The following is a 25,915-nucleotide window of genomic DNA, read 5'->3' as shown; positions in this document are numbered from 1 at the left end:
AGGCTGCCAGATAAGCCGGCACCGCACCATGCCGCTGGGTGAGCCTGACCTTGCCCAGACCTGTCATGCGCCTGTCTGCGCGTGAACGAGGCCGTAATGTCTTCCTGTTCAGGCAAGGATGCTTCGTAGGCAGGCAATCCGATTTGCCATAATCATCCGATCAGCAAGCAGTCATGCCGCCCGAGGAGCAGTTCAATGGCCACCGATGCGATCAGCTTTCTGGACCTCGATATCCGTCGCTGCCCGCATGAGGCGCATCGACAGCTCAGGGAGCAGGGTCCGGTCTACTTCGATGCATCGTGCGGCTTCTACATGGTGCTGGGCTATGACGAGGTGCGCGACATCTGCGCCGATCCGCTGACCTTCTCCAGCGTCACCGGGCAGTTGCTGGTCAAGGAATCGAGCGAACAGGCGCGCATCAACGCGGTGTTTGAAGAGCACGGTTTCGTTCCCACCAACACGCTCGTCGTGGCCGATCCGCCGCTGCACACCTTCCACCGCTCGCTCGTCGCCAAGGCGTTCAATGCGCCTGCGATCAAGCGCATGGACGATCTTATCCAGACGACGGTAGCCCGGTTGGTGAGCGAGTACGTCGCAAAGGGAGGCGGCGATTTCTACACCGATGTCGCAGCCGTCCTCCCCTCGTTCGTGGTGGCCGATCAACTTGGCCTGCCCTCGGAAGACTTCGACCTCTTCCGCACCTGGACCGATGCTGTCGTCGCCGAAGCCAATCCGGACAACACCGAGGAAGAGCAGATCGCGATCACCCGTACGATCTGCGATCTCCAGCAATACGTCTCGAAAAAAGCCGACGAATACATTGCCAATCCGGCGCCGTGCCTGCTCAGCGATATCGTCAATGCCGATGTCGACGGGAAGAAACTGACCCGGCAGGAAGTCGTCTCGATCTTCACGATCCTCATCGCCGGATCGCATGACACCACTACCAGCGCCCTTTGCGGTGCGATCTATCGCCTCGCGGTCGATCCCGCGCTGCAGGACCGGATCCGCAGCGATCCTTCGAAGATCAATGGCTTCGTCGAGGAAGTCTTCCGCTACGAAGCGCCGGTTGCAGGCCTGTTCCGCCGGGCGACCAAGGATGTCGTGGTCGGCGGCACGCCCATTCCGGAAGGCTCGATTCTGATGCTGCGCTATGGTGCGGCCAATCGCGATCCGAAGATGTTCCCGGAGCCAGAGCGCTTCGATCCCGCCCGCGCCAATGCCTCGCGCCATTTGTCGTTCGGCCACGGCCCGCACTTGTGCATCGGCAATCTCATCGCCCGCGCGGAACTGCGCTCAGTAGTTGGCACGCTGCTTCAGACGACGCGGAAATTCAGCCTGCGCGGCGGAGAGGCCGGTGTCTCATGGCTCACCAACTTCATCGTGTACGGCCCCAACCGGATCGAGCTCGATCTCGATCCGGCCTGAAGCGCGGGCCTCAGCTTTGGTGAAGGTCGAGCGCGCCGCCAAGCAGGTCCAGCGCGTCGCGGATGGGATCTGAACCGTCCCAGCCTAGCGCCGCATCACGCACGCCGTCGTAGAGCGCAGCGACAGGGCCGGCGAGCATAAGCTGAGCAAGGATCCGATTGGGCTGCCCTGCACGCTCGACATAAATCTCGAAGGCCGTCCCTTCAGGATCGATAAATTCCTGCACGATGTCGAATGTCACACCGTCCTCAGCCGCGCGGGCAATGACCGAGGCGAAATCATCCACCCAGTAGGCAAGCAGGGTGAGCGAGGAGCGGATCACCGCCACAGGATCGCGGTGCGTGATCACGATGGTCGCATCGGGAAACACGGTGTGCAGCGGGATGAGGTTCTCCATGTTCGGCGGAGCTTTGGTCAGCCAGCGATTGGGCCCGCGCATCCAGGTCAGCGCCTGCATCATCTTCTTCTCGTAGGCATAGTGCGGCGTCTGGTCGTGGGCGAAGTAATAGTGGCTCCAGCGCGGTACTCGGGCACGCCATTCGATCTGGTAGGAACTAAAATCCATGCCCTGGAACTCGATGTTCTCATGGACATGGTCGGGGTGCATTTCATGTATCGCCGCCATGTAGGGCAGCACCACATTGTTGTTCTTCCACATCTCCTTCGTCATCTCGAAGCGCGGGCTTTGCTCGATCGGACCGGGCTGTTCGCCGGGCAGTGGGAACGGGAAGCACATCTCCCAGAGCTGCGAAGATCGCAGCCGGGGGTCTGCCGCAAGCATGTTGACGAGGTGTGTCGTACCCGAACGCGGCAGGCCCGCGATCATCAAGGCCGGTGCGCTGCGCCGCGGCGGCGAGCACCTCCTCGGCCGTCATCTCGACCGGACTGCCTGAGCGATAGGCCTCCTCTTCCACCGCGTTGCGCACCGGCTTGTCGAGGTCGTCGAGATAGATCTTGGCCACGTCATCCAATGGACATCATCGCTGAGCAAAGTGCCCACGGCGGGAAGCCAGGCAGGATCAAACTGCTTGAGCCCCTCAAGCCCGGCCTCCGCCCAATTGCGAGCCCCGTAGTCATTCGGTTGGCGGTGCGTCCACGCCATGAACACGATGTAGGGACAGTCACGCCGGTTGCCGAACAGCCGGTACTCATGCTCCGGGTCGAACTCGGCAAACAGCTGGTCCTGCATCGGCGAAGTGCAGTTGATCGAATGCCGCCACGCCATCTCGACGAGTTCCAGCCTACTCCGATCGCCGGCCTCAACGTAGCGTTCCAGCATCCCGCGGGTGTAGCGGGACAGGCAGCGGAACCACTCGGTGCGGTCGAGTTCGTCAAGATCATCAAACCGCTCGACGGTCTGCCCGGCAATCTTGAGCACGTCGCAGAAGTCGCTCCATGCTTGCCCGCTCAGCAGTCTCTCGGCGGAAGCGCTGGCCATATCAATGCACAGGATCGAAGCGGATGCGGACCGCTTTGAAGGCGTGCGCCAGAACATGCGGTTCGCGGCGCTTGGCATAGACTGCCTTGATGTCCTCGTAGCGCGTTACGACAAAACCTTCCTGACCGTCGGCCATGCGCGAACGGAACACCGGGTCGTGCTGGCGCGCTTGGGCGAGCATCGGCAAGGGATCGGTGAGCGCAGCTTGCGTGAAGAAACCGTCCACTTCAGGCGCCTGCATCGCAGGCCTCCCAAAGGCTCCAATGGCTCCTGCTGCCGCCCGGCCCCGCAACACCGTTCATTAGGAAGCCCGCTCGGCTTGCGAATGGACTTCATGGCAGGGAAAGATCCGCAGCGATGGGCGGTCGAGGAAATGCTCCTCATCATCCATGAAGATCTTGCCGATCACCGGGTCAGCGATGATCCGCTGCATTTCGAGCCATGCTGCATGGTCTTCCAGCCAGATTTCGGTGATCGCATCGAACGGACTGTCGGCGACTGCGGGGTTGGGCTCCTCACCGACCTGTTCCAGAACCGGCAGCGGGTAGTTTCTGCGATAGTCGACGAAGAGATGGCCGAGATAGCGATGGGCCAGCACGACATGGCTGTTTTCGTAGTGATCCACGAAATCGGCATGGCTCATGCCGGCCTTGCGCTTCAGCAGGATCATGACCTTCATGGCCAGTCGCCCTCCCCATGAGCCACGGCACCGCGGCTGAAAGGTGCCCCGTCAGTGGCCGGCCAGTGCAAGGGCGCACCAACCGGCCATGACGCAGCCTCAGAACCGGTAGGTAACCTGTACCTGCACAGTCCGCGGCAGCTGGGTGAGGAGGAACGTGTCGGACTGCTTGCCGCCAGTCACCGTGCCCGTGCCGCTGCCCGTGCCGGTGATATCGAACACGCCGGTCTTGTACTGGATATTGGTCAGGTTCTTGCCGATGACCGCGAACTCCCAGCCGACCTTCTCGGACCGGAGACGGATCGAAGCATCAATGGTCGAATAGGCCTTCTGAAACCCGTTCGGCGAATCAAAGGCCGATGAGTTGTAGCTGCTGCTGAAGCGCCAATCGGCACTGAGACCAAGCTGGATGTCACCCGAAACCGGAACATCGTACTCGGCGCCTGCCGAGCCCGTCCACCGCGGTGCGTTCGCTGTCGCCACCCCGCCCAGTTCCTGCAGCAGCTGGTTGCCTGCCTGCCCTGGAAGCGGCTGCAGCACGCAGCCTTGCCCGATCGACTGCCCCTGCCAGCACGGCGCGAGGAAATTGACATAGCGCGAGCGGTTGTAATTCAGCGTGCCGCGCAGCGTAAGTCCGTCCACAGCGCGCGGCACGTACTCAAGCTCAAGCTCGACGCCGCGCGTGCGCGAGGAACCGGCGTTGCGGGTGATGTAGCGGATCGAGAGCGGATCGAAGTAATCGACCTGCAGGCCGCTGTAGGTATACGTGTACAAGCCGAGGTTGAAGCGCAGCTGACGATCGAACAGGGTCGTCTTGACCCCACCTTCAAAGCCCTTGGCCGATTCCGGACCGAACGACATGCCATCGCCGCGCGGGTCAGCAGGTGAAAGGATGCCGCTGTTGGAGAAACCGCCCGACTTGTAGCCTGTCTTGTAGGCACCGTAGACCGTCACGTTCGGGGTGGGCCGCCAGGTCAGCGTCGCCTCAGGAGACCAGTTGTCGAACGTCTGGTTGACGCGGAGCGTGGTCGCAGGATCGCTGGTCTGCGGCGTGAACAGGCCGGCAAGGGCCGGGTTCACGTAGGGCTGAAAGAAGCTCGACCGCTTGGTTTCATGAATATAGCGAACGCCGCCCGCAAACTCGAGGTTGGGCATCACTTTCCAGATCGCCTGACCGAAGCCCGAGATCGTCTCGCCATGGGTGTGCGAGAACTTGGTGAACGCCAGGTACTTGTCTCCGGGTGCCGCTGCACTGTTGATCAGGCCGATGAAGTTGACGAACTCGTCATGTTCGCGTTCGGTGGTCTGATAGTAGGCGCCCACCATGATGTTCACCGGACCATCGAACGAGGTCAGGATGCGGGATTCATTGGAGAAAGCCTTGAAGTTCGAATTGATCGCCGCCCACACGCCAGCGTCGCTCTGCTGGCCGTAGTCCTGCAGATAGCGGACCTTGTTCTTGTTGTAGTTGGTAACCGTCGTGAAGGTCACGTCGTCGGAGAGCTTGTAGTTGAAGGTGTTGTTGATCGCGAAGGAATCGTAGTCGCTGTAAAGCTCGTTGTCCTTGATGCCCGTCGCGCCCTTGTATTCCTTCGGCAGGTTGTTGAAGTAGGTCGTGAACTTGGCACCGCACACCAGATTGGGATTGCGCTGACCGGTCGGCCCGGCGCAGCCCAGGATCGTGCTGAAACCAGAAGCGCCGCCGCGGCTGTGCGTGCCGCTGACCTTGAGCGTATCGGTGAGGTTCTCGGTCGGCGCCCACTTCAGCGTGAGGCGGCCGATCAGGTCCTTAGTGCCGGGCTGGTCGCGGTCCGCCGGTGTAGCCAGCAGCGCTGCTGTCGCGCCGGTCGCGATATCGAGCGTGTTGTAGAAGGCATTGGTGGCAAGGTTCTTGGTGTAGCCACCGAACATGTTGGAACCGCGCACGGCCAAGCGGATACCCAGTGTCGAACTGACGGGCCCGGACGCCATGACTTCGCCGTAGAGCGACTTCGAGCGGAATTCGTAGCCGATGCGCGCCATGCCTTCGAACGAATTGCCGGGATCGGCAGTGGTGATCGAGACCACGCCAGCGGTCGCGTTCTTGCCGAAGAACAGCGCCTGCGGCCCCTTGAGCACTTCGACCCGCGCGAGATCAAAGAAGCCTTCGTCGATCGTGCGGCCATGCCCATAGTAGGCACCGTCGACGATCACGGCGACCGATTGCTCGACACCGACGCTCGAGAAGTTCGAACCGACGCCGCGGATCGTAAGCGAAGCGCCCGAGCCATTGGACGAGCGCGCGATGATGAGTTCGGGCGCCTTGGCGGCCAGTTTTTCAAGGCCGGTGATATCCTGCCGCTGGATCATCGCGGCATCGACCGCGCGGATCGAAACCGGGATCGTCTGGACATTCTCCGACCGCTTGCGCGCCGTCACCACGATATCCTGAATGCCGCCGGTCTCGGTTGCCGTTGCGGCAGGTGTCGTCGCGGCTTCGGCAAACGCGGCGCCGGGCAGTGCTGCCAGAACCGCGATGCAAGTGCCGGTCAAAAGGCCGCGCTTTGTCTTTGTGCTGCAAACGGTCATTGAGACCTCTCCCCCTGATATCTAACAGCGACCGGTTTCGTCCGGTCGCCGCACCATGCTTGGGAAGTTTATTATCTTAACGCAGGCCGCACTCCATGATTGGGGGCGCATCAGACCTTGCCCCTTTCTGCACCTGCGCGAAACATCGTGCATTTGTCGGGGTTTTTACGCTGCTCTCCATTGGATCATGACAGCCATAGGCAAGAATGGGCAGCAGAGTTCGCCGTCAAACGGTTGAGGCCCCGTCGATGGAATGGTCAGCGCCAGAGATGTATGCGCTTTCGTCCGAGATCAGGAACCGCACCAGCAGCGCCCTGCCTTCGGCCTCACGGATATCGCCGATCATCACTTGTGCGCCTTCGGCCACGAACAACCGCGCCTCGGCAGCGCCCATCCCGCGCGCGCCGCCACTGATGGCGATCACTTTTCCCTGCAAGCTGCCCAAGGCCGTTTCCTCCCGATTTGAGAGCCCGTCAGCGCGGCGCCATGCGCAGCGCTCCATCGAGCCGGATCGTCTCGCCGTTGAGCAACGGGTTCTCGATGATCTGCGTCGCCATGAGGGCATACTCGGCCGGCGTCCCCAGCCGTGGTGGATGCGGCACCGATTTCGCGAGCGAGGCTTTCACCTCTTCGGACAATCGCGCCAGCAGCGGCGTATCGAACAGACCGGGCGCGATGGTGCAGACCCGGATCGCCTTGCTCGCCAGATCGCGTGCCGCCACGATCGTCATGCCGACAATGCCAGCCTTGGAGGACGCATAAGGGATCTGCCCGATCTGCCCCTCATATGCCGCGACCGAAGCCGTCATGATCACGACCCCGCGATCACCATCCAACGGCTCGTTGCGGGCCATCGCCGCTGCCGCCAGCCGCAGGACGTTGAAGCTACCGATCAGGTTGGTGCGGATCACGCCCTCGAAATGCTCCAGCGAGCCCGGATTCCCCTCGCGGTCGATCACCCGCATGGTGTGGCCCCGACCTGCACAGTGCACCACTGCCCTCAGCGGCGCCTGTGCGATCGCTGCGTCAACCGCCGCCTGCATTGCCGCTGCGTCGGTGATATCGGCTGCCACGAACTGGACGCCGCCGCCGATCTCGCGTGCCACCTCCTCGCCGCGCGAGGTCGGCAAATCGACGATAGTGACTTTGGCACCCAATCGTGCGAGCCGCTCCGCGCTGGCCCGGCCCAGCCCCGATGCTCCGCCGGTCACCAGCGCACCAATTCCGTTAATCTCCACTTGCTCTCTCCTTCTACAGGCGTTCAATGATCGCCGCGTTGGCCATGCCGCCGGCCTCGCACATCGTCTGGAGCCCGTAGCGGCCACCCGGCTTGCCCCGGGCCATGGGCTTGCGGACAGCATCGATGATAAGGGGTTCGGCCATTTCGGATCCTCCACGCGCTAGATCGACCGCGCGATCAGCAACTTCATGATTTCATTGGTGCCGCCATAGATGCGGTAGCCGCGGGCATCGCGGTACATGTCGGAGATCGGGTATTCGGCCATGTAGCCGTAGCCCCCGTGCAGCTGCAGGCACTCATCGATGATCTTCGCCTGCGCCTCGGTGATCCAGTACTTGGCCATCGAGGCGGTTGCGGCGTCGAGCCGGCCTTGCAGCAGCTTTTCGGTGCAATCGTGGAGGAAGACCTTGGCGATGGTCGCCTGCGTCTTGCACTCTGCAAGCTTGAACTGCGTGTTCTGAAAGTCGAACAGCGCCTTGCCGAAGGCTCTGCGCTGCTTGACATAGGCAACCGTCGTTTCGAGCGCGGCCTCGATCATCGCCATTGCCTGCCAGGCGATCACCAGCCGCTCTTGCGGCAGCTTGTCCATCAGCATGGCAAAGCCCCCGCCTTCGCGGCCAAGCAGGCAATCGACCGGCACCACCATGTCCGAGAAGAACAGTTCAGCGGTATCGCGTCCGCCCTGCCCGAGCTTGTGCAGCGCCGGACCGCGCGCGAAACCGGGCGTATCGGTATCGACGATGAACAGCGAGATGCCCTTGGCCCTCGCTGCCGGATCGGTCTTGGCGGCCACGATCACCGTCTCGGCGACGAGGCCGTTCGAGATGAAGGTCTTCTGACCGTTGATGACATAGTGATCGCCCTCGCGCCGGGCGGTGGTCTTCATGCCCTGCAAGTCCGACCCGGCAGCGGGTTCGGTCATCGCAATGGCGAGAATGCGTTCCCCGCTCGCGGCAGACGGCAAGTAGCGTCGCCGCTGCGCCTCGGTGCCATACTGCGCGATATAGGGCGCGATCACCGCCGCATGGAGCGGAACCGCAAAGTTCAGCGCGTTGTGGCGGCCAAGCGCCTGCATCACCACGACATCGAAGCGGAAATCGCCGCCGCTGCCGCCGTATTCAGCCGGCAGCGAAGCGCCGAGCAGCCCCGCCTCGCCAGCTTCGCGCCAGAGCGCCCGCGGCACCATGCCTTCATCACGCCATGCCGCAGTCTGGGCGGGCCCGGCCCATTTGCGCAGGAACTGATCGACTGCATCCGCGAACAGGCGCAGTTCGTCGTCTTCCATGAAGGCAGGCTGCGGTACGTCAATGGCTGGCACGTGATGCTGTCCCGATGGCTTGAATGCGGGAAGACCCCCGCCTTGCAAGGCCTGACAGTGGAGAGAACCGGGCGCGGGTGAAAGCAGTTCCGCCAGCCAGACAAGCCGCATTTCCGGTTCAGGCAATCCCGGTCAGAACAGCACGTCGCGGTTGAGCAGGCCTGCCGGATCAAGCGCCGCGCGCACCGCCCCCATGACCGTCATTTCGCCCGGATGCTTGTGGTCCGGCAGGAAGGCGCGCTTGAACTGGCCAATGCCATGCTCGGCCGTCAGCGCCCCGCCGAACGTGCGCAATGCATCGAACATGATGCGTTCGACGTTTGGCTCCTGCGCCAGCGTATCCGGCCCGACATGGAGCGCGAGGTGGATGTTGTTGTCACCGAGGTGGCCGAACGTCGCGGTCCGCACGATGGGATAGTGCTCCGCCAGCCCGCTGCGCACCAGATCGACGAACCGTGACACATCGCGCACATCGAGGCTGACGTCGGACGAGACGAACGGGCTCATTTCGCGCACGATGCATTCCGCGCCTTCGCGTACACGCCACAGCTCGGCGATCTGCTTGTCGGAAGCCGCCAGCACGGCATCGACGACAAGGCCATCGGTGTAGACACTTTCGAGGAAGGCCTCGAACACTTGCGCATCAAGCTCGCGGTCATAGCCCATTGCTTCGATCAGGACATAGGCATGGCGGCCTTGTGCGAGCGGGCGCCGGTCCGTCCCGCTTGCCGCGACGAGATCGTAGTAGTCCGGCCACATCACCTCGAACGCGGACAGCGTCGGCAGCTTTCGCGCGCGCCCGAGCAGGTCCAGCAACGCCTGCTCGCTGTCCACCGCCACGAAGGCGACCGATTGGCTGGCCAGCGCAGGCACCAGCCGCATGACCGCGCGCGTGACGATCCCGGTCGTGCCTTCGGCGCCGATAAAGACCTGTTTCACATCGTAGCCGGTGTTGTTCTTGATCAGGCGGTTCATCGCCGAAACCACCGTGCCGTCCGCCAGCACCGCTTCCAGCCCCAACACGTTCTGCCGGGTCATACCCCAGCGCAGCACGCGGTTGCCGCCGGCATTGGTGGCGATACTGCCGCCGATCGTCGCGGTGCCCTTCGCGCCAAGATCTATCGGATAGAACAAGCCCTGCGCGGCCGCTGCGTTCTGCAGCGCTTCGATGGTGACGCCCGCACCCACGACCGCAAGGCTGGTCACCGGGCAGATTTCCTCGATGACGTTCATGCGCTCGAGCGAGATCGCGATCTCGTCTGCCCCCACGAATGCGCCCCCGGCAACCCCCGTCCGCCCGCCGTGCGTGACGACGCATTGGCCGCGTTCATGGCACAGCCGCATCACCGCAGAGAGTTCTTCGGTGGACGCCGGCCGTACGATCAGCGGACCTTCGGGAGGCACGTTGCGAAACGGATCGCACGAACGCATGCGCACATCGTCCCCCGTGAGGAGGCCGCGGTCACCGACCAGCGCGCGGATTTCAGCAGCGAGATCCACGTTCAGCCATCGCCCGCCACAAAACCGGCAGTCTGGATCAGCTCGATGGCATAGCCGTCCGGGTCCTTTACGAAGGCCAGCGCAGGCGCGCCGGGAAGCAGATGCTTGGGCTCGGTCGTGATCGCTACGCCCGCCGCGCGGAGCCGGTCGCAGGTTGCGAACACATCCGGCACGCCGATGGCGACATGGCCATAGCCGCTGCCGTGCGTGTAGCCCTCGGCGTTGGCAGGGTGATCCCAATTGTAGGTGAGTTCGATGGCGCCGCTATCGAAATCGTCGGTGAAGTTCACGAACACGATGGAGAACCGCGCGGCCTCGACATCGACCCGGCTCAGCACCACCATGCCTAGCTTGTTGCAGTAGAAATCCAGCGAGCGGTCCAGATCGGCAACGCGGATCATCGCATGCAGGATGCGCGGCCGCTGCGCATCCTTGCCCCAGATCCAGTATTCTTCCTTCAAGGTGCAATTCCTCCGCAATCGGCGTCACCCAAAGGTGAACGAGAGAGAGCTTACCCGAGGGCGCAGCGCAGCGGCGTATCTGAACCTCATCCGCAACTTGTCTGAGAGTGAAGCGGCCCCCGCGCGCCACATTGCTCTGCCCCGCACTGTCTTTTGCTCCCCATCGCAGAGCGGGGGTCAGACGCTGGCCATTGCGTGCCGATGCTGCAAGCACGGGAGCACTCGACACGGCAGCGAAAAGGCACCCCATGAACTTCGACATTGCGCCAGAGGACGAAGCCTTCCGCGCCGAGGTGCGCGCCTTCATCACGGCGCACCTTCCGCCCGATATAGCCCGGCGCGGCCAGCACGATTACCATAGCGCGCGCGAGGATGTGCAGCGCTGGATGCGCATCCTCAATGCCAAAGGGTGGAGCGCGCCGCACTGGCCTGCCCGTTTCGGCGGCACCGACTGGAGCCCGCTGCGCAAGTACATCTTTCAGGACGAACTGCGGCGTGCCCGCGCGCCAGTGCTCGATCGCTGCGCGCTTGATCTGCTGGGCCCGGTGCTGTGCACATTCGGTTCGCCGCAGCAGCAGGCCCGCTTCCTGCCCCCGATCCTGAACGGCGACGAGTGGTGGTGCCAGGGTTTTTCCGAGCCCGGCTCGGGATCAGACCTCGCTTCGCTGCGCACCCGTGCCGACCTTGATGGTGATCACTATATCGTCAACGGCCAGAAGATCTGGACCTCGGAGGCCCACTACGCCGACTGGATCTTCGCGCTCGTGCGCACCGATCAGACCGTGAAACCGCAAGCCGGCATCTCGTTCCTGCTGATCGACATGAAGTCTCCGGGCATCGTGCGCCGCCCGATCTGGTCGATCGACGAGGGGCTCACGCTCAACGAGGTGTTCTTCGACAACGTGCGCGTGCCGGCGGAGAACCTGATCGGAGAACCCGGAAGCGGCTGGGGCTATGCCAAGTTCCTCCTCACGCATGAGCGGACCACGTCGGCCGTCGTTTCGCATACCAAGCGCGATGTCGATCAGGTTCGCCATCTCGCCGCCCATGCCCGCGCAGGTGATGGCCTGTTGATCGATGAACCGGCCTTTGCCGCCAAGCTGGCCCGGCTGGAGGCAGAAGTGATCGCGCTCGAGTGGTCGGTCATGCGCGTGCTCCATGCCGCGGAACATGATGCGGCGGGCAATGCAGTGGCATCGCTGCTCAAACTGCGCGGTTCGGAACTCAGCGAGCGGGCCGCGCTGCTCGCGGCAGAAGCGCTGGGCGATCACGGACTGGCGGCCATGCCCGATCCCGAGGGGCACCACATACTTCATGGCGACGGTCTCTCGCCGGGCTTGACCGATGACGAGGCCATCGGCGTGACGGCGAAGGCAATGTTTCGCCGCGCCACCACGATCTACGGCGGCGCCAGCGAAATCCAGCGCACGCTCATCGCCAAATCCATTCTGGGACTCTGACTGCACATGGACTTCAACCTTTCCGGCGAACAGCAGGCTCTGGCAGACAGCGTCGCCCGCTTCACCGCGCGCGACTACAGCTTCGAAGCGCGCCGCCGCCTTATCGAGGCAGGCACCGGGCTTGACCCGCAGCACTGGCAGACCTTCGCCGAGCTTGGCTGGCTGGGTGCGGGCCTTGCCGAAGACGCGGGTGGCTATGGTGGCGGCCCGGTCGAGAACATGATCATCATGGAAGGGTTCGGCCGGACGCTGGTGCTGGAACCGTTCCTGCCGGTCGCGCTGTTCGCCGCCCAGACCCTCGCCGCGCTGCCAGCTTCGGCACTGCGCGATGAGCTTCTCACCGGCATCGTGGCAGGCGATGCGCTGATCGTTCCTGCTCACGGCGAACTGGCCGCGCGGGGTGCTCCAGATCATGTCGAAACCACTTTCGCCAACGGACGGATCACCGGAACCAAGTCGCTGGTCATCGGTGGACACGCGGCGACACAGCTCATCGTTTCGGCGCGCAGCACGGAGGGCATCGGGCTCTATCTGGTCGACCCGGCAGCCGACGGCGTTTCAGCGCGGCGCTACCGCCTGCTCGACAACCAGCATGCCGCCGACCTGCAGTTCGACGAAGCACCGGTCCTCGAAACACTCGCCCACCCCGGCGAGGGTCTTGCGGCAATCTCTACCGGGCTGGCGCACACTCTTACGGGCCTGTGTTCCGAGGCGGTCGGCGCGATGGACACGGCCATCCGCATGACACGCGACTACATCACCACGCGGCGCCAGTTCGGCACGACGCTCAGCACATTCCAGGCCCTGCAACACCGCATGGCGGACATGCTGGTCGAAATGGAACTGTCGCGCTCGATCCTCTATCAAGGCATCGCCGCGCTCGACCAACCCGGCGCGTCACGCGACCGTGGGCTCGCCGCGATGAAGGCCATCGTCAGCAGTGCCGCGCTGTTCGTGGGGCGGAGCGCGGTGCAGCTCCACGGCGGGATCGGCATGACCGAAGAGCTCGCCATCGGGCACACCTATCGGCGCCTCTTCGTAATTGCGGGACAGTTTGGCGGGGAGAGCCTGCACCTCAAGACGCTGGCGGGCCTGCCTCGGTCTTTCTGGCAAGAAACAACCTCGCCTGCCGCCTGCTGAGCGGAAAGACAAAACCCCCGATCCAGCAAGCCGGATCGGGGGAGCATGGCCTTCAGATGTTGGTTCCAGTCCGGGAGAGGCTCCGGCCGGTCACTTCAAGCCATTGAGGTATCGATAGTATTCATCGAAGAAGTGGCGAATGCGGATTTCCTGCTCGCTGTAGACCGCCCCCTTGTAGCCCTTGGAGTGCAGCCCCTTCTGGACGCGCGGCACAAGCGCTCTGTCCTGGCTGATGACCGGCCCAAGGTTCACCATGTCGTTGGTGTCGATATAAGTGCGCGGCAGGACTTTCTTGCCCGATAGGTCTGCGTTCTCGACCGCCATGAACGAGGGCAATTCGCCAATCCCGGGCACTGCATAGACCTGCACAGTGTAGATGCACTTTTCGGGGTCGCTCGGATGCGGGAGCCAGTTCTGGATGAAGAACCCTTCGGGGTGCAGAAACATCTCGGTCGTCGGGAACACGCCGAAGCTCCAGTCGTCCACGAGCTGCCCTTCGGTGAACTTGGAGTAGTCGATCGCGTAGTCCTTCTTGGCGAGCTTCGCCTTGATGATCGCGCCGGGCACCTCGCTCCAGTGGGTCGGCCATTCCGCTTCGGGAATGCCGGCCTCGCGCAGGAAAATCTTGTGCTCCTCGACCAGACCGCCCGGCAAACGGCTGATGTATTGCGGGCTCGGGCTCATGAACTGGTAGACGCTGATGCCGTGGCCGTTCTCGAACAGGTCAGTCTGGGCGTGATAGGCATCGACCGCCGGGTAAAGCTGCGGATGGGTGGCCTGAACGTGGTAGCCTTCGATGAAGGCCTCGTGCGCCGTCTTCCAGTTGGCTGGCCATTCCTGCTGTACATCGCGGATGCGGATGACCTTCTCGAGGTCGTAGGGCTCCATGTGCGCCAGAAAATCCCGGCCAAGCCAGTCCTCAAGCTCGGGCGCTTCGTCGTTCAGCGTCATGAACACCCAGCCGCGCCAGACGGCGGTCCGCACCTTGGGCAGGTTCAGATCATGGCACAGCGCTTCCTCGCGAAAGGTCTCGCGGTCCTCGATCTTCAGCAGTTCGCCAGTGTTGGAAAACTCCCACTTGTGAAACGGGCAGACGAACTTCTTCGCGGAGCCGAAGTCCTGCTCGATCAGCCGCGTGCCGCGATGCTGGCAGACGTTGTACATCCCTCGCACCGACTGGCCCTTGCCGCGCACGATGATCACGGATTCAGGCCCACGATCGACCTTCATGAAGGCATTTTCCTTCGGAATGTCGTTGAGATGGCCAGCCAGCAGCCAGACCTTCGACCAGATCAGATCCCACTCCTGCTGCATCACCTCGCGCGAGTAGTAGACGGCCGTATCGGTATGCCGCGCCGTGCCCAGATCGCGCGAAGGCCGCTTCTTGTGCAGCGCGCGCGTATCCTTCCATTCCGGCAGGACGTAGCTTTGCCGGTATGGTTCGTAATCGAGCGGCTCGTAGGGCTCCGCGAACCGGAGATGGTCATCATCGCGAACGCGTTCTTCGGTCATCCCAGCACCCATTTCCTGCGTACGCCGGTTCCGGCGCCAACAGCTTCAGGTTTTGCCAGAATCGCGATGGCAGTAAATGGATGCGCCCGCGCGCGTCTTGCCTAGAACTGCACCCTTCGGTTTCTGGCAGCCCCCGGCAGGACGGCTAGGCCTTGCGAGCCTTCATCGCCGCCTGCGCAGCCTCCACCGCGCCGCGTACTTCCTCGCCGCTGATCACATCCATCTCGTATGCGAACGAAAGCTCGAACGCCGCGCCAAAAAGATCCCGGCTCAGCCGCGAGAACGCCCGCTTCGTGCCCCTCACGCCGCAGCGTGGCAGTGCGGCAATGCGGCGCGCGATGGCCTCTGCGGCGGGCAGCACCTCCTCTGGCGTCTCGACCAGATCGCTCACCATGCCCATTGCGTGCGCTTGCTCTGCGGTGATCGCGTCACCCGTGAGCAGGTAGCGCTTGGCCCGCATCACGCCCACGCTTTGCGACCACGCCATCAGCCCGCCGTCTCCCGCCACCAGCCCCAGCACGACATGCGGATCAGCGATCTTCACCTGCCGCGCCGCCACCACGATATCGCAGCATCCGATAACCGATGCCCCCAGCCCGACAGCGGCGCCCTGCACCGCCGCGATGACCGGATAAGGGATCGCCAGCAGCCCTTCGATGATCGCCAGCCCCTCGCCGGTCAGCCGCAGCCGTAGCGCTTCGGACTGATTGGCGCGCAGCATCATGTCGAGATCGCCACCTGCCGAGAACGAACGCCCCTCAGCCGAAATGACCAGCGCAGCAAGATCGGTGCGCGCCGCCAGCGGTGCGATCGCCTTAGGAAACTCGGCGTGCTGCGCCTCATCAAACCGGTTGTGCAGATCGGGCCGGATAAAGCGGAGATGGCCGATCCCGTCTTCGACACGGAACGAAAGCGTTGTGAATTCCACAGGTCCAATCCTCCTCAGGCGGCAACAGGTTCGCGCACGCTGGCAGCGGCATTCTCGAACGCGGCCCGCAGGGCTGGAAGGCGGGCTTGATAGTCTTGCAAGCTGGCATGCTTCACCGGACCATAGCCGCGCACGTCCATCACCGCAGCCACAAGCTCCGTCGCCGCGGCAAGGTTCGCTGGCGACAACCCGCCAGCCACCTCGCGCACCAGCGCGCGGTATTCGGCAATCAGCGTACGCTCCGCGCGGCGCTCGGCGGTGTAGCCGAAGGGATCGAACGCGGTGCCGCGCAGGGCCTTGAAGCGCCGCAGCACACCGAATAGCAATCCCGCCCAGGCACCGAAGCGGATCTTGCGCGGCCGCCCGGTGACGGGATCGGTGCGGCTGAGCAGCGGCGGCGCCAGATGATAGCTCATCCGGAACGGCCCCTCGAACTGCTCGGTGAGCGCCTCGCGGAAGCGCGGATCGGCATGGAGCCGCGCCACTTCATACTCGTCCTTGTAGGCCATGACCTTGGCCAGCCCGAGCGCAGCGGTCCGCACGAATTCATCTGCCCCATCGCCAGCGCTGCTGCGCCCCACAATCCCGGAAATCTCATCGATGAACGCGCGGTATTCGGCAGCATAGGCTGCGTTCTGATAGTCCGTCAGCAGGGCCGTGCGGCTTTCCAGGACGCCGTCGAGGGTTGCGAGTCGCCGCGCGAGATCTGCCGCCGGATCATGCGCATCGAATGCCTCGGGCCGCACTGCCGCCAGTCGGCCCAGCGCCAGCGTGCGCAGGTTTCCGGCTACGTTCGCGCCATTGAGCCGGATCGCCTCCTCCAGCGCATCGAGCGAAACCGGCAATAACCCCTTCTGCAGCGCAAAGCCCAGCATCAGGAAATTGGTGGCAATGCTGTCTCCGGTCAGCGTGGTTGCGAGGCGGGTGGCATTGAGATCGTGGATAGCGCCGCCGCCCAGCGCCTCGGCCACGATGGCGCGCAAGGCATGTTCGCCCATGTCCGCATCGCGGTTCGTCTGGAACTCGCCTGTGGGCGTCACATCGGCATTGAGCACCGCCACAGTCACGCCGGGCCGGACGGTCTTGAGCACGTCCGCGTGCGAGGCGACGACGAGATCGCAGCCGATGATCACGTCGGTCATGCCCACGTCCAGCCGCGCAGTGTGGAGCGCACTCTGATCCGGTGCGATCCGCAAATGACTGGTCACCGCACCGCCCTTCTGCGCCATGCCAGTCTGATCGAGCACGGTGCAGCCCTTGCCCTCAAGGTGCGCCGCCATGCCCAGCACCGCGCCGACGGTGAGCACACCCGTCCCGCCGATGCCGGTGATGAGCACCGAGTGGACTGCGCCCTCCCCCGCGATGGCGGGCCTCGGCAGGTCGGCGATCATTGTGTCGAAATCCGCGCTTCCTGAATTGCCGCGCTTGGCAATCTTCGCACCCTCGATTGTCACAAACGAAGGACAGAAGCCCTTGATGCAGCTGAAATCCTTGTTGCAGGAGGATTGGTCGATCCGGCGCTTGCGGCCAAACTCGGTTTCCAGCGGCTGGATGCTGACGCAGTTGGACTGCGCCGAGCAATCCCCGCAGCCTTCGCAGACCGCCGCGTTGATGAACACGCGCTTGTCCGGATCGGGAAAGGCTCCCTTTTTGCGCCGACGGCGTTTCTCGGCAGCGCAGGTCTGGACATAGACGAGGCCTGAAACCCCTTTTCGCGTCCTGAGATCGCGCTGCACCGCATCGAGCGCATCGCGGTGATGGACCGCAACACCGGGCGGCGGGCGGTGATCGCCGGAAAAGTCTTCGGGCTGGTCGGTCACGATCACCACCGGCGACACGTTCTCGGCGAGCAACTGGCGGACGATATCGAGCGGCGTGGGCGCGCCTTCGACCGGCTGGCCGCCCGTCATCGCCACGGCATCGTTGTAGAGGATCTTGAACGTCATGTTGGCGCGGGCCGCCACCGCCTGCCGGATCGCGAGCACGCCGGAATGGGCATAAGTGCCATCGCCCATGTTCTGGAAGATATGCGGCCGATCAAGCAGCGGCCCTGCCGAAACCCATGGGATCCCGTCGCCGCCCATCGGCATCGGCATCAAGGTCCGCCGCTCCGGCATGAACGCGGCAAGGCCGTGGCAACCCACCGCGCTGATCGCGATGCTGCCATCGGGCAGGCGCGTCCCGGTGTTATGAGGACATCCCGAGCAATAGTAAGCCGGGCGCAGCTTGGCCCCGCCACCGATCCGCCGCGCGCGTTCCGCCATCTCGGCGAAACGTGCCGCGCGGTCCGACAGATCATTGCTCGCGATGCCGAGCGCCTTGAGCCGCCGCACCAACGCTTCGCGCACACTGGAGGGGTTCAGTTCACCCACGCTGGAGAGCAGCGCTTGCCCCGCCTCATCGCGCTTGCCGGTAAGGATCGGGCGTTCGCCCTCCGGCAGCGCAAACAGCAGCCGCGCGGCCTGCTCCTCGATCACCGGGCGCTTTTCCTCGATGATCAGGAGTTCACGGCTGCCCCGTGCAAAATCGATCAAGCCTTCCGGCTCCAGCGGCCAGATGAGGCCCGGCTTGTATACCCGCACCCCCAGCGCGGCGCAGGCCGCCTCATCCAGCCCCAGATCATCGAGCGCCTGCCGCAGATCGCGGTAGACCTTGCCCGCCGCGAGGATCGAAAGAACGCGGCGCGGCGCATCGATCACCACCCGGTCGATCCCGTTGGCCCGCGCAAAGGCTTGCGCGGCCGGGAGCCGCCGGTTCACCGCCCAATCCTCCTGCGCCAGCGGGGAGCGCATCTGGCGCAGGCCAAGGCCTTCGGGCGGGAGTGCGAACCCGGCGGGCCGGATGTAGTCCTGATGCGGATCGGGGAGCGGCACCGAGGCGGAAAAGTCGAGCGTGTCGGTCACGGTCTTCAGCGCGACATAGAGCCCGCTGTAGCGCGACATTTCCCAGCCAAGCAGACCGAAGCTGATGATCTCCGCTGCATCGGCCGGATAGAGGATCGGGATGATCGCAGCGATCAGCGCATGTTCGGAGCCTTGCGCACTGGCCGAGGATTTCCCGCCATGGTCGTCCGCCGCCACCACCAGCACGCCGCCATCGGGAGACGATCCCTCAAGGTTGCCAAGCTTGAGCGCCTCCATCCCCCGGTCTGCACCGACATGCTTGCCATACCACAGTCCGAACACGCCCTCGAACTCGGACTTGCCCATCCAGGTGAGTTCCTGGGTGCCGCGCACCGCCGTTGCAGCAAGCTCTTCGTTGAGCCCGGGAAGGAAGGTGATGTGGTTCTGCTCCAGCAGCGCCTTCGCCGCCCACAACGCCGCATCATAGGTGCCGATCGGCGATCCGCGATAGCCGGAGATGAAGCCGGCGGTCCGCTTGCCCCGCGCCGCATCGCGCCGTGCCTGATCGAGCGGCAGCCGCGCCAATGCCTGGATCGCGGACATGAAGACCCGCCCATGGCTTTGCGTATACTTGTCGTCGAGCGTGACAACGGATTTGGTCATCGATGTTCCAGACTTGGCGTGGCACCATCTTCTACAGCAGACAGCCCGCGCGGTGAGTGGCGCATTCTTGTCTGGGCCTGCACTGCACCTAGGGCAGCAGGCGCCCGCCATCGACCACGAGCACCTGGCCGGTCATGTAGGCCGCAAGGTCCGAGGCAAGGAACAGCGCGGGCCCGGCCATATCTGCTGGTGTGCCCATGCGGCGCATGGGGATCTTCTTGAGCTGCGCCTGCAAGCGCTCCGGCTCGGCGGTGGTGATGCGGGTCAGCTTCGTATCGACCAGCCCAGGCGCGATGCCGTTGATGCGGATACCAAGTTTCGCCCAAGTTTCTCCCAGCGTACGCACCAGCATGTGCGTTCCCGCCTTCGAAGCCGCGTAAGCTGGATTGCCGATCGAGCTGTGCAGCCCGGCAATCGAACCGAACACCACTGCCACGCCTTGCGACGCGGCTAGCAGCGCTTCCACTTTCATGCAGCAGGCCATCACGCTGTTGAGATTGACGTCGACCACCTTGCGGAAGGTCTCCATCTCGAATTCCTTGCGCGAATAGGCCACGGTGCCTTGGCAGGTCACCAGAACGTCAAGCTTCTCGAACGCAAGCGGCTCGCGTGCCACCGCATCGAAGTCCGAGACGTCCACTTGCGCGTAGTGAAGCCCGGTCAGGTCAGAGCCGTCCTCGGCGCGGTAAGCCTCGCGCGGGCGGGTGCCCCAAACGTGGACCTCGGCTCCCTGTGCCCGAAAGGCCTGCGCCACGCCGTTGCCAATCCCGCTCGATCCGCCCACGACGAGCACCGTACGTCCGCTGAAATCAAGCTCGAGCATGGGCTTCTCCCGAAGCAGCGCCGACCATTTCGGCCAGATGGAGCCGGATGAAATCTGCGGTCGTGTCGACAGGCGCACAGCGCCGAACGGCTCCCAGCCGACCAGCCCAATAGCTTTCCGAACCGAACGCCAGTTGCCACTGTTTCAGGCGCCGGGTCAGCAATTGAAGATCGTATTCCTCGGTCACGCCGATTGCCCCGTGCACGGCATGGGCAATCGCGACAACCTGATGCGCTGCCTCGCCCGTCCGGGTTTTGGCCATGGCCACCCGCACCGGATCGAAATGCGCACCCGCCATACCGATCCGCGCAGCGACTTGTGCCGAAACCACTTGCTCTGCCATCACGGCCAGTTGCTGCTGGATGGCTTGAAACTTGCCCAGCGGGCGCCCGAACTGCACCCGCTCGTTCGCATAGCGTACCGACATCTCGAGCAGGCGGGCCATCGCACCTGCCATCTTGGCTGCGGTCAGCCCGGCAGCGAAGACCGCCAGGTCGATCGATCCTGCTGGCACCGCAAGCACCTCGGGCGCATCTGCGGCCACGCTTCCGCCGCCTGCGCCGAAAGGGTCCGGGCCGACATCGCCAAGCGCGACCAGCGCGATGCGATCATCTTTCGGCACCAGCGCATGGGTCGCGGCGGCGGCCAACGGGATGATCGCAGATGGCGGTGCAAGCACCACAACTGCATCCTCCGGGAGCGCCGCACCGCGCGCGGCCAGCAAGGCGCGTGCCGTCATCGTCTCGGCAAACGGAACCGGCAGGCACACCGCGCCAGTCGCAGCCACCAGCGCAAATACGTCGTGCAGTGCCAACCCTGCGCCGCCTTTGTCTTCCGGAACCAAAGCATCGAGAAATCCCGACGCGACCAGATCCCGCCACATAGGGGGTACTCCGCGGCAGCCTTCCGCTGCACGCACCGCTGCGGGAGGGGCAATGTCCGCCAGCAGGCGCCGGAACGGCACTGTCAGCATGGCGTCCATATCGCTCATCGCAGCCCGAGCCCCCGCGCAATCATGCCCCGCAGAATCTCGCGCGTTCCGCCGCGCAGCGAGAACACGTGATTGAGTTGCAGCAGGAACGCGAGCGTGCTCATGAGGTTTGCATTGCACGCGAGGTCGGGCCGCTTGCCGATTGCATCGACGATGCCCACCGGGATCGCCTGTTCCAGCTCCGTACCCAGATCCTTGATCAGCGCCGCTTCGGTCAGCGGCGATTCTCCGGCAGCGAGCTTGCCGGTGATCGCAATCGACATTGCCCGCAGCGATCCGAGCCGCGCCACCAGCCGCCCCAGCAACTCGATATCCGCTGCGTCGGCATTCTCATCCAGCGTACTGGCCCAAAGATCGAGCAGCACGAGGCTGGAATACATCCGCTCCGGCCCGCTGCGCTCGAAGGCCAGTTCGGCGTTCACCTGCGCCCAGCCATTGCCCTCCACTCCCACCAGCGCATCGGCGGGAAGCGCGACATTGTCGAAATGCACCTCGCTGAAATCGCTCTCGCCCGTGCCGAGCCTGATCGGTCTTACCGTGATGCCGGGGAGCGCAAGGTCGATCAGGAACTGCGAAAGGCCGTTGTGCCGGTCCTCCGGCGTTCCAGCCGTGCGCACAAGCGCGATCATGGCATCTGATTGGTGGGCATAGGTCGTCCAGATCTTCGATCCGTTCAGCCGCCAGCCATCGCCATCGCGCACCGCCCGAGTGCGCACGCTGGCAAGGTCGGATCCAGCATTGGGCTCGCTCATACCGATGCAGAAAACGATCTCACCGCGGCAGATTGCGGGCAAATACTTGCGGCGCTGCGCTTCGGTTCCATAGTGCAGCAGGAGGGGGCCCGATTGGCGGTCGCCGATCCAGTGCGCAGCGATCGGTGCTCCGGCCGCGAGCAATTCCTCGACCAGCACGAACCGCGCAAAGGCATCGCGCCCGCCGCCGCCATACTCCTTCGGCAAGGTCAGCCCAAGCCAGCCACGCTCGGCAAGATCCCGGCTGAATGCCCGGTCAAAGCCCGTCCAGGTGCGCGCGCGGTCCCGTCCCGACATTCCGGCGAGACGCTCTGCGAGGAACGCCTTAATCTCGCCGCGCAAGGCTTCAGCCTCGGGCGGCAGCGCCGTCTCCGGGAATGCGTCGATCAAGGCCAGCATGGAGCGGCCCCCATCATTCGTTGTTGTCCAGAGTCCGCAGGGCCCGGCCGATCAGGCTCACCGCCCCCTGGTGCAGACGTTCTCCGACATCGCGCGCGGCAAGACCAGCACTGGCGCGGGCGTAGGTGCCTTCAAGGATGATCGCCAGCTTGTAGCAGGCCAGCACTTCGAACCACACGAGATCATCCATCGCGCGGCCCGTGCAGGCGCCGTAGTGCGCGATCAGTTCGTCCCGCACCGGAAACGCGTCCCAAGGTTCGACCTTCAGGCTGAGCGGCCCTGATCCATCAGGGTCCGGCCACGCGGCCAGCAATCGGCCCAGATCGAGCAAGGGATCACCCAGCGTCGAAAGTTCCCAATCGAGGATCGCGGCGAGGTCCCCCTCGGGCGAGAACAGCACGTTGCCGATGTGGAAATCGCCGTGCATCAGCCCGCGCTGCCACCGCAGAGGCTGGTGCGCCGCAAGCCACGAGCCGAGCACATCTACCCCATCAAGCCCGCTCGGGCCTCGCCAATCGGGAAACTGCGCATAGCTTTCAAGCTGCTTGCGCCAGCGCGGAACCTGCCGCTCGATGAAAGTATCCAGCTTGCCGAAATCGGCCAGCCCCACCTCAAGCGGATCGACGGCAGCTATCGCCGCAATGCCCTCGACCATCGCCAACCCCATCCGCCGGCGCACGGCAGAACTGGCGAGCGCTGCCTCACTCAGACCAAGCGCCGCATTGAAGCCAGCAACTGCATCGGTCAGCAGGAACGGAGCGCCAATCAGGTCCTTGTCGGCCGAGTGCCCACGGAAACGGGGATGGGGAACCGCCGTGCCGGCGAGACAGGCAAGCACGCGGGCTTCGCGCAGAATTGTCTGTTCAGCCTCGGGCCGCGCATGGATGGCCGGGCGGCGCAGGACCAGCTCCTCGCCGCCGATGGCAATCCGCAGCAGGATATTCTGGGTGCCTCCGCTCAGCTGCTCCACCGACGTGATCGCACCCGTGGCGATCCCGCCGGCATTCAGCCACACCTCGAGCCGGGATCTGCTTGCCTCGTCCATCTCGGCGTGATCCCAAAAGCCATGGCGGCGCGCAACGCACAAGACTTGCCTCTGGAGGACATGAGGCTTGGCTTGGCGTTTTGCCGAGTTGCAGCGATGGGACACGCTGATATGTTTTGCCTCGATCCGACGAAGACTTCGGATCGGGAAGTCCAGCGGGGCGAGCTGTGCCACAAGGTGATAACGAGAATGGACGGCAGGAACCGCGTATCGGCACGGTCGCGTCCACGGTCGCCATTCTGCGGCAGCTTGCATCCACACCCGCGCCGCTCGGCGTCAACGCCATCGCGCGCTCCCTATCCCTGACACCAAGCTCCTGCTTCAATATCCTCAAGACGCTGGTCAGCGAAAACATCGTCGATTTCGATCCCAACACCAAGCTCTACACACTCGGCGCAGGGCTGGTGTCGATCGCGCGCAATGCGCTTGATCCGGATGCCGCCTATGAGATCGTGCGGACACGGCTTGAGGTCCTCGCCGAAACCTGGGGGATGACCGCAGGTTTGTGGCGGGCGCATTCTGACCGCATCCTGCTGGTCGGCTATGTTGCGGGCGCCCGCATGATGCGCATTCAGATGACCGTGGGGCAGCGCTTGCCCAAGCTGATCGGCTCTGTCGGCCGGTGCATGGCCGCCGCGATGGACCTTGACCGGGAAGAACTCGCCCGCCGGTTTGCGGGGCTCAGATGGGAAAGTGCGCCGAGCTTCGACGAATACTGCGAGCAGGTGGAGGAAGCAAAGCGGCAGGGCTGGAGCATCGATCGCGGGCAGTTCGTGCGCGGCGCGACGACCATCGCCGTGCCGCTGCAGCGTGAGGATGGCGATCTCAAGTACTGTCTCGTCTCCACGATGTTCACCGGCCAGCACGATGACGACAAGGTCCCGCTCATCGTCAAGGAACTCCAGCAGATCGCTCGCTGGGCTTCCCGCCCGATCGACGGGTCGGGCGTCATCCAGCAGCCGCCCTTGCGGCAGTCAACGCGCTCCGTCTGATCCCGCGTCGGCTGCGGATCGCGCATTGCCTCGCCCCATCGCCGCATCGCGCCCTGCCCTCCGGCCCGAGAATACCCCGTCCGCCAGCGAGAGCCCGCTGATGTAGCCATTTGAGGGCAGGCCCATGGCCGCGCGTCCGGCTGCATATAGCCCGTCGATCGGGGATCCGTCAGGCCGCAGGACCACGCCTCGCAATTCGTCGACCGCAAGGCCGCCGAGCGTGAAGAAGATGCAGAACGAATAGGGATTGCCGACCGAGGTATTGAGCGCCCGGTAGGGCCCCCTGCCGAGCGGGCGCACGTAGTCGGGGTTCTTGCCCATCGGATCGCCCTGCCCCGCGGCAATGGCTGCATTCAGCTGCGCAACACTGGCTTCCAGCCGATCTGCCGGAACACCGATCCTGCCTGCCAGTTCTGCCAGCGTGCGCCCCTTGCGCGTGCCGCCAAGAAAGAGGTTCAGCAGCGCTGGCGCGAGGTAGGGCTTGAAGGTGCCATCGCCGGTCGGGATGCACTGGCGCAGCAGCTTGCGGTGCAGATCGCGGTCGATGATGATCCAGGCATCGCCATCGGGCTGGTCCATGATCGCCCCGCCCAGCAGCGCGTTATACGCATCCTCGTTGACGAAGCGCTCGCCGCGGCGATTGACGATGATCCCCTGCACCAGCGCATCGGGCGGCGCGATCATCCGGCTCAGAAACGCGTGATCCATCTTGCCGACCGCGCCGCCCGCCGAAACACCCAGCTGAATCCCCCCGCCGCTGCATCCCATCGAGCCGAGCCGCATCAGTGCGTTGTTGCGATCCGCAAGGCACGGCATGTGCGCCCGCACCATGCCAACGTTGTAGCCAAAGCCACCGGTCGACAGGATCACACCGCTGCGTGCGCGGATGCGCTGCCGCCGCCCGACCAGCAGTTCGAATGCCAGCGCCTCGGCAATCGCCTTCTCCGCGCGCGCCGTGTTGAACGGGCGCATCGGATCGACTTTGGCATAGAGCGCCTGATGCTTGCGGCGGTCAGCCGGATCGACAATCTCGATGAGCTCGACACCGATCACTGCACCTGTGCTATCGAGGACAAGTCGCTGCACCCGGCTATGCGTCCTGACCGGAATGCCGAGGCGCTCGGTGGCCTGCCTGAGGCCATCGAAATAGGCATAGCCCGTCCAGCCGGCCCCCTTGGTCCGGTGCCCCCGCGCGGCAGGCGCCGCCCTGGCCGCAAAGGCCGGTACTTTCTCGTTCCCCGCGTAATAGAGATACTTGTCCTCGGGCGGATAGTTGGTCTTCCCGCTGTAGAGCGATCCTTCAAAGCCCAGCCCGTGCCCGGCCAGCCACTCGATGTTGGCCACGCTTTCCTCGCAAAAGCGCCGCAAGGTTGCCTCGCTCACCGCACCCTTGCACTCCTGCTCCAGGTAGCGGAACATTTCTTCCGGGCTGTCGGCCACGCCCGCGTCCTGCTGAAAGCGCGTGCCGCCACCGGCATAGTAGACACCGCCCGAATTGGCAGTTGAGCCGCCGCCCTCGAAGCGTTCGACGATGAGCACGCTCGCGCCCCGTTCGCAGGCTTCCAACGCCGCAGCCGCGCCGGCACCGCCAAAGCCGACCACGACAACATCTGCAGTGGTGTCCCACAACAGATCATCGGCAGACCCGGTGACCAGAGGCTCCTCAGCCACAAGGCCCCGCCCCGCCACCGCCGCCAGCTCCGTATGTGCCATCCTGCTGTCACCTCCCCGTCAG

At 64.2% G+C, this 25,915-nt stretch carries 23 protein-coding genes; 4 read left to right on the top strand and 19 right to left on the bottom strand.

Going from position 1 to position 25,915, the window contains the following annotated elements:
* Positions 1-195 precede the first annotated feature (195 nt).
* The gene (locus tag NSE01_RS17135) at positions 196-1,428 is read left to right on the top strand and encodes a cytochrome P450 (RefSeq protein ID WP_147160869.1); all 1,233 of its coding nucleotides are present in this window, start codon (positions 196-198) and stop codon (positions 1,426-1,428) included.
* A 10-nt stretch (positions 1,429-1,438) separates the two neighbouring features.
* On the opposite strand, the gene NSE01_RS17130 is transcribed toward NSE01_RS17135, so the two are convergent.
* The 11 genes from NSE01_RS17130 to gloA all read right to left on the bottom strand — a co-directional run bounded on the left by NSE01_RS17130 (position 1,439) and on the right by gloA (position 10,632).
* Positions 1,439-2,254, bottom strand: coding sequence for a sulfotransferase family protein (locus NSE01_RS17130; protein ID WP_147160868.1), 816 nt, complete (start codon positions 2,252-2,254; stop codon positions 1,439-1,441).
* A gap of 45 nt (positions 2,255-2,299) precedes the next feature.
* A complete protein-coding gene (locus NSE01_RS17125; protein ID WP_147160867.1) occupies positions 2,300-2,866 on the bottom strand; it encodes a hypothetical protein in 567 nt (188 codons plus the stop codon).
* A 1-nt stretch (position 2,867) separates the two neighbouring features.
* Positions 2,868-3,107 (bottom strand): hypothetical protein, encoded by a 240-nt coding sequence (locus NSE01_RS17120; RefSeq protein ID WP_147160866.1) that lies wholly within the window; start codon positions 3,105-3,107, stop codon positions 2,868-2,870.
* A gap of 60 nt (positions 3,108-3,167) precedes the next feature.
* Positions 3,168-3,545, bottom strand: coding sequence for an EthD domain-containing protein (locus NSE01_RS17115; protein ID WP_147160865.1), 378 nt, complete (start codon positions 3,543-3,545; stop codon positions 3,168-3,170).
* A 99-nt stretch (positions 3,546-3,644) separates the two neighbouring features.
* Positions 3,645-6,113 (bottom strand): TonB-dependent receptor, encoded by a 2,469-nt coding sequence (locus tag NSE01_RS17110; RefSeq protein ID WP_147160864.1) that lies wholly within the window; start codon positions 6,111-6,113, stop codon positions 3,645-3,647.
* 226 nt (positions 6,114-6,339) lie between these two features.
* Positions 6,340-6,558, bottom strand: coding sequence for a hypothetical protein (locus tag NSE01_RS17105; protein WP_170233884.1), 219 nt, complete (start codon positions 6,556-6,558; stop codon positions 6,340-6,342).
* 28 nt (positions 6,559-6,586) lie between these two features.
* Positions 6,587-7,351 carry an SDR family NAD(P)-dependent oxidoreductase gene (locus NSE01_RS17100; RefSeq protein ID WP_147160862.1) on the bottom strand — a complete coding sequence of 255 codons (765 nt, stop codon included), beginning with the start codon at positions 7,349-7,351 and terminating at the stop codon, positions 6,587-6,589.
* 13 nt (positions 7,352-7,364) lie between these two features.
* The gene (locus NSE01_RS21900; protein ID WP_281289530.1) at positions 7,365-7,496 is read right to left on the bottom strand and encodes a hypothetical protein; all 132 of its coding nucleotides are present in this window, start codon (positions 7,494-7,496) and stop codon (positions 7,365-7,367) included.
* A 17-nt stretch (positions 7,497-7,513) separates the two neighbouring features.
* Positions 7,514-8,671 carry an acyl-CoA dehydrogenase family protein gene (locus NSE01_RS17095; protein WP_147160861.1) on the bottom strand — a complete coding sequence of 386 codons (1,158 nt, stop codon included), beginning with the start codon at positions 8,669-8,671 and terminating at the stop codon, positions 7,514-7,516.
* A 132-nt stretch (positions 8,672-8,803) separates the two neighbouring features.
* Positions 8,804-10,171 carry an FAD-binding oxidoreductase gene (locus NSE01_RS17090; RefSeq protein WP_246135262.1) on the bottom strand — a complete coding sequence of 456 codons (1,368 nt, stop codon included), beginning with the start codon at positions 10,169-10,171 and terminating at the stop codon, positions 8,804-8,806.
* Between the two features lie 2 nt (positions 10,172-10,173).
* On the bottom strand, positions 10,174-10,632 hold the full coding sequence (gene gloA / locus NSE01_RS17085) for a lactoylglutathione lyase (protein WP_246135261.1): 459 nt from the start codon (positions 10,630-10,632) through the stop codon (positions 10,174-10,176).
* Between the two features lie 248 nt (positions 10,633-10,880).
* On the opposite strand from gloA, the gene NSE01_RS17080 reads away from it, so the two are divergent.
* Both NSE01_RS17080 and NSE01_RS17075 read left to right on the top strand, forming a co-directional pair.
* Entirely contained in the window at positions 10,881-12,092 is a 1,212-nt protein-coding gene (locus NSE01_RS17080) for an acyl-CoA dehydrogenase family protein (RefSeq protein ID WP_147160860.1), read from the top strand.
* A 6-nt stretch (positions 12,093-12,098) separates the two neighbouring features.
* Positions 12,099-13,232 (top strand): acyl-CoA dehydrogenase family protein, encoded by a 1,134-nt coding sequence (locus tag NSE01_RS17075; protein WP_147160859.1) that lies wholly within the window; start codon positions 12,099-12,101, stop codon positions 13,230-13,232.
* A 90-nt stretch (positions 13,233-13,322) separates the two neighbouring features.
* On the opposite strand, the gene NSE01_RS17070 is transcribed toward NSE01_RS17075, so the two are convergent.
* The 7 genes from NSE01_RS17070 to NSE01_RS17040 form a co-directional block, all read right to left on the bottom strand.
* On the bottom strand, positions 13,323-14,744 hold the full coding sequence (locus NSE01_RS17070; protein WP_170233883.1) for an aromatic ring-hydroxylating oxygenase subunit alpha: 1,422 nt from the start codon (positions 14,742-14,744) through the stop codon (positions 13,323-13,325).
* Between the two features lie 145 nt (positions 14,745-14,889).
* Positions 14,890-15,672, bottom strand: coding sequence for an enoyl-CoA hydratase/isomerase family protein (locus NSE01_RS17065; protein WP_170233882.1), 783 nt, complete (start codon positions 15,670-15,672; stop codon positions 14,890-14,892).
* 14 nt (positions 15,673-15,686) lie between these two features.
* On the bottom strand, positions 15,687-19,178 hold the full coding sequence (locus NSE01_RS17060) for an indolepyruvate ferredoxin oxidoreductase family protein (protein WP_147160856.1): 3,492 nt from the start codon (positions 19,176-19,178) through the stop codon (positions 15,687-15,689).
* A gap of 88 nt (positions 19,179-19,266) precedes the next feature.
* Positions 19,267-20,001 carry an SDR family NAD(P)-dependent oxidoreductase gene (locus tag NSE01_RS17055; RefSeq protein WP_147160855.1) on the bottom strand — a complete coding sequence of 245 codons (735 nt, stop codon included), beginning with the start codon at positions 19,999-20,001 and terminating at the stop codon, positions 19,267-19,269.
* Positions 19,988-20,992, bottom strand: coding sequence for an acyl-CoA dehydrogenase family protein (locus NSE01_RS17050; protein WP_147160854.1), 1,005 nt, complete (start codon positions 20,990-20,992; stop codon positions 19,988-19,990). Before NSE01_RS17050 ends, NSE01_RS17055 begins: the two co-directional genes overlap by 14 nt.
* Positions 20,989-22,143, bottom strand: a complete 1,155-nt coding sequence (locus NSE01_RS17045) for an acyl-CoA dehydrogenase family protein (RefSeq protein WP_147160853.1) — start codon at positions 22,141-22,143, stop codon at positions 20,989-20,991. Before NSE01_RS17045 ends, NSE01_RS17050 begins: the two co-directional genes overlap by 4 nt.
* 13 nt (positions 22,144-22,156) lie before the next feature.
* The gene (locus NSE01_RS17040; protein WP_147160852.1) at positions 22,157-23,188 is read right to left on the bottom strand and encodes a phosphotransferase family protein; all 1,032 of its coding nucleotides are present in this window, start codon (positions 23,186-23,188) and stop codon (positions 22,157-22,159) included.
* Positions 23,189-23,355: 167 nt separating this feature from the next.
* Between NSE01_RS17040 and NSE01_RS17035 the strand changes: the two genes are divergently transcribed.
* Positions 23,356-24,180 carry an IclR family transcriptional regulator gene (locus tag NSE01_RS17035; RefSeq protein WP_170233881.1) on the top strand — a complete coding sequence of 275 codons (825 nt, stop codon included), beginning with the start codon at positions 23,356-23,358 and terminating at the stop codon, positions 24,178-24,180.
* Here NSE01_RS17035 and NSE01_RS17030 read toward each other — a convergent pair.
* The gene (locus NSE01_RS17030) at positions 24,163-25,893 is read right to left on the bottom strand and encodes an FAD-binding protein (RefSeq protein WP_147160850.1); all 1,731 of its coding nucleotides are present in this window, start codon (positions 25,891-25,893) and stop codon (positions 24,163-24,165) included. The two genes, NSE01_RS17035 and NSE01_RS17030, sit on opposite strands and share 18 nt — an antisense overlap.
* Between the last annotated feature and the right edge of the window lie 22 nt (positions 25,894-25,915).

The sequence above is a fragment of the Novosphingobium sediminis genome (assembly GCF_007991615.1).
Classification (GTDB): domain Bacteria; phylum Pseudomonadota; class Alphaproteobacteria; order Sphingomonadales; family Sphingomonadaceae; genus Novosphingobium; species Novosphingobium sediminis.
The sequence above is the reverse complement of the archived record's forward strand: the minus strand, read 5'-3'. Positions and strand labels throughout refer to the sequence as shown.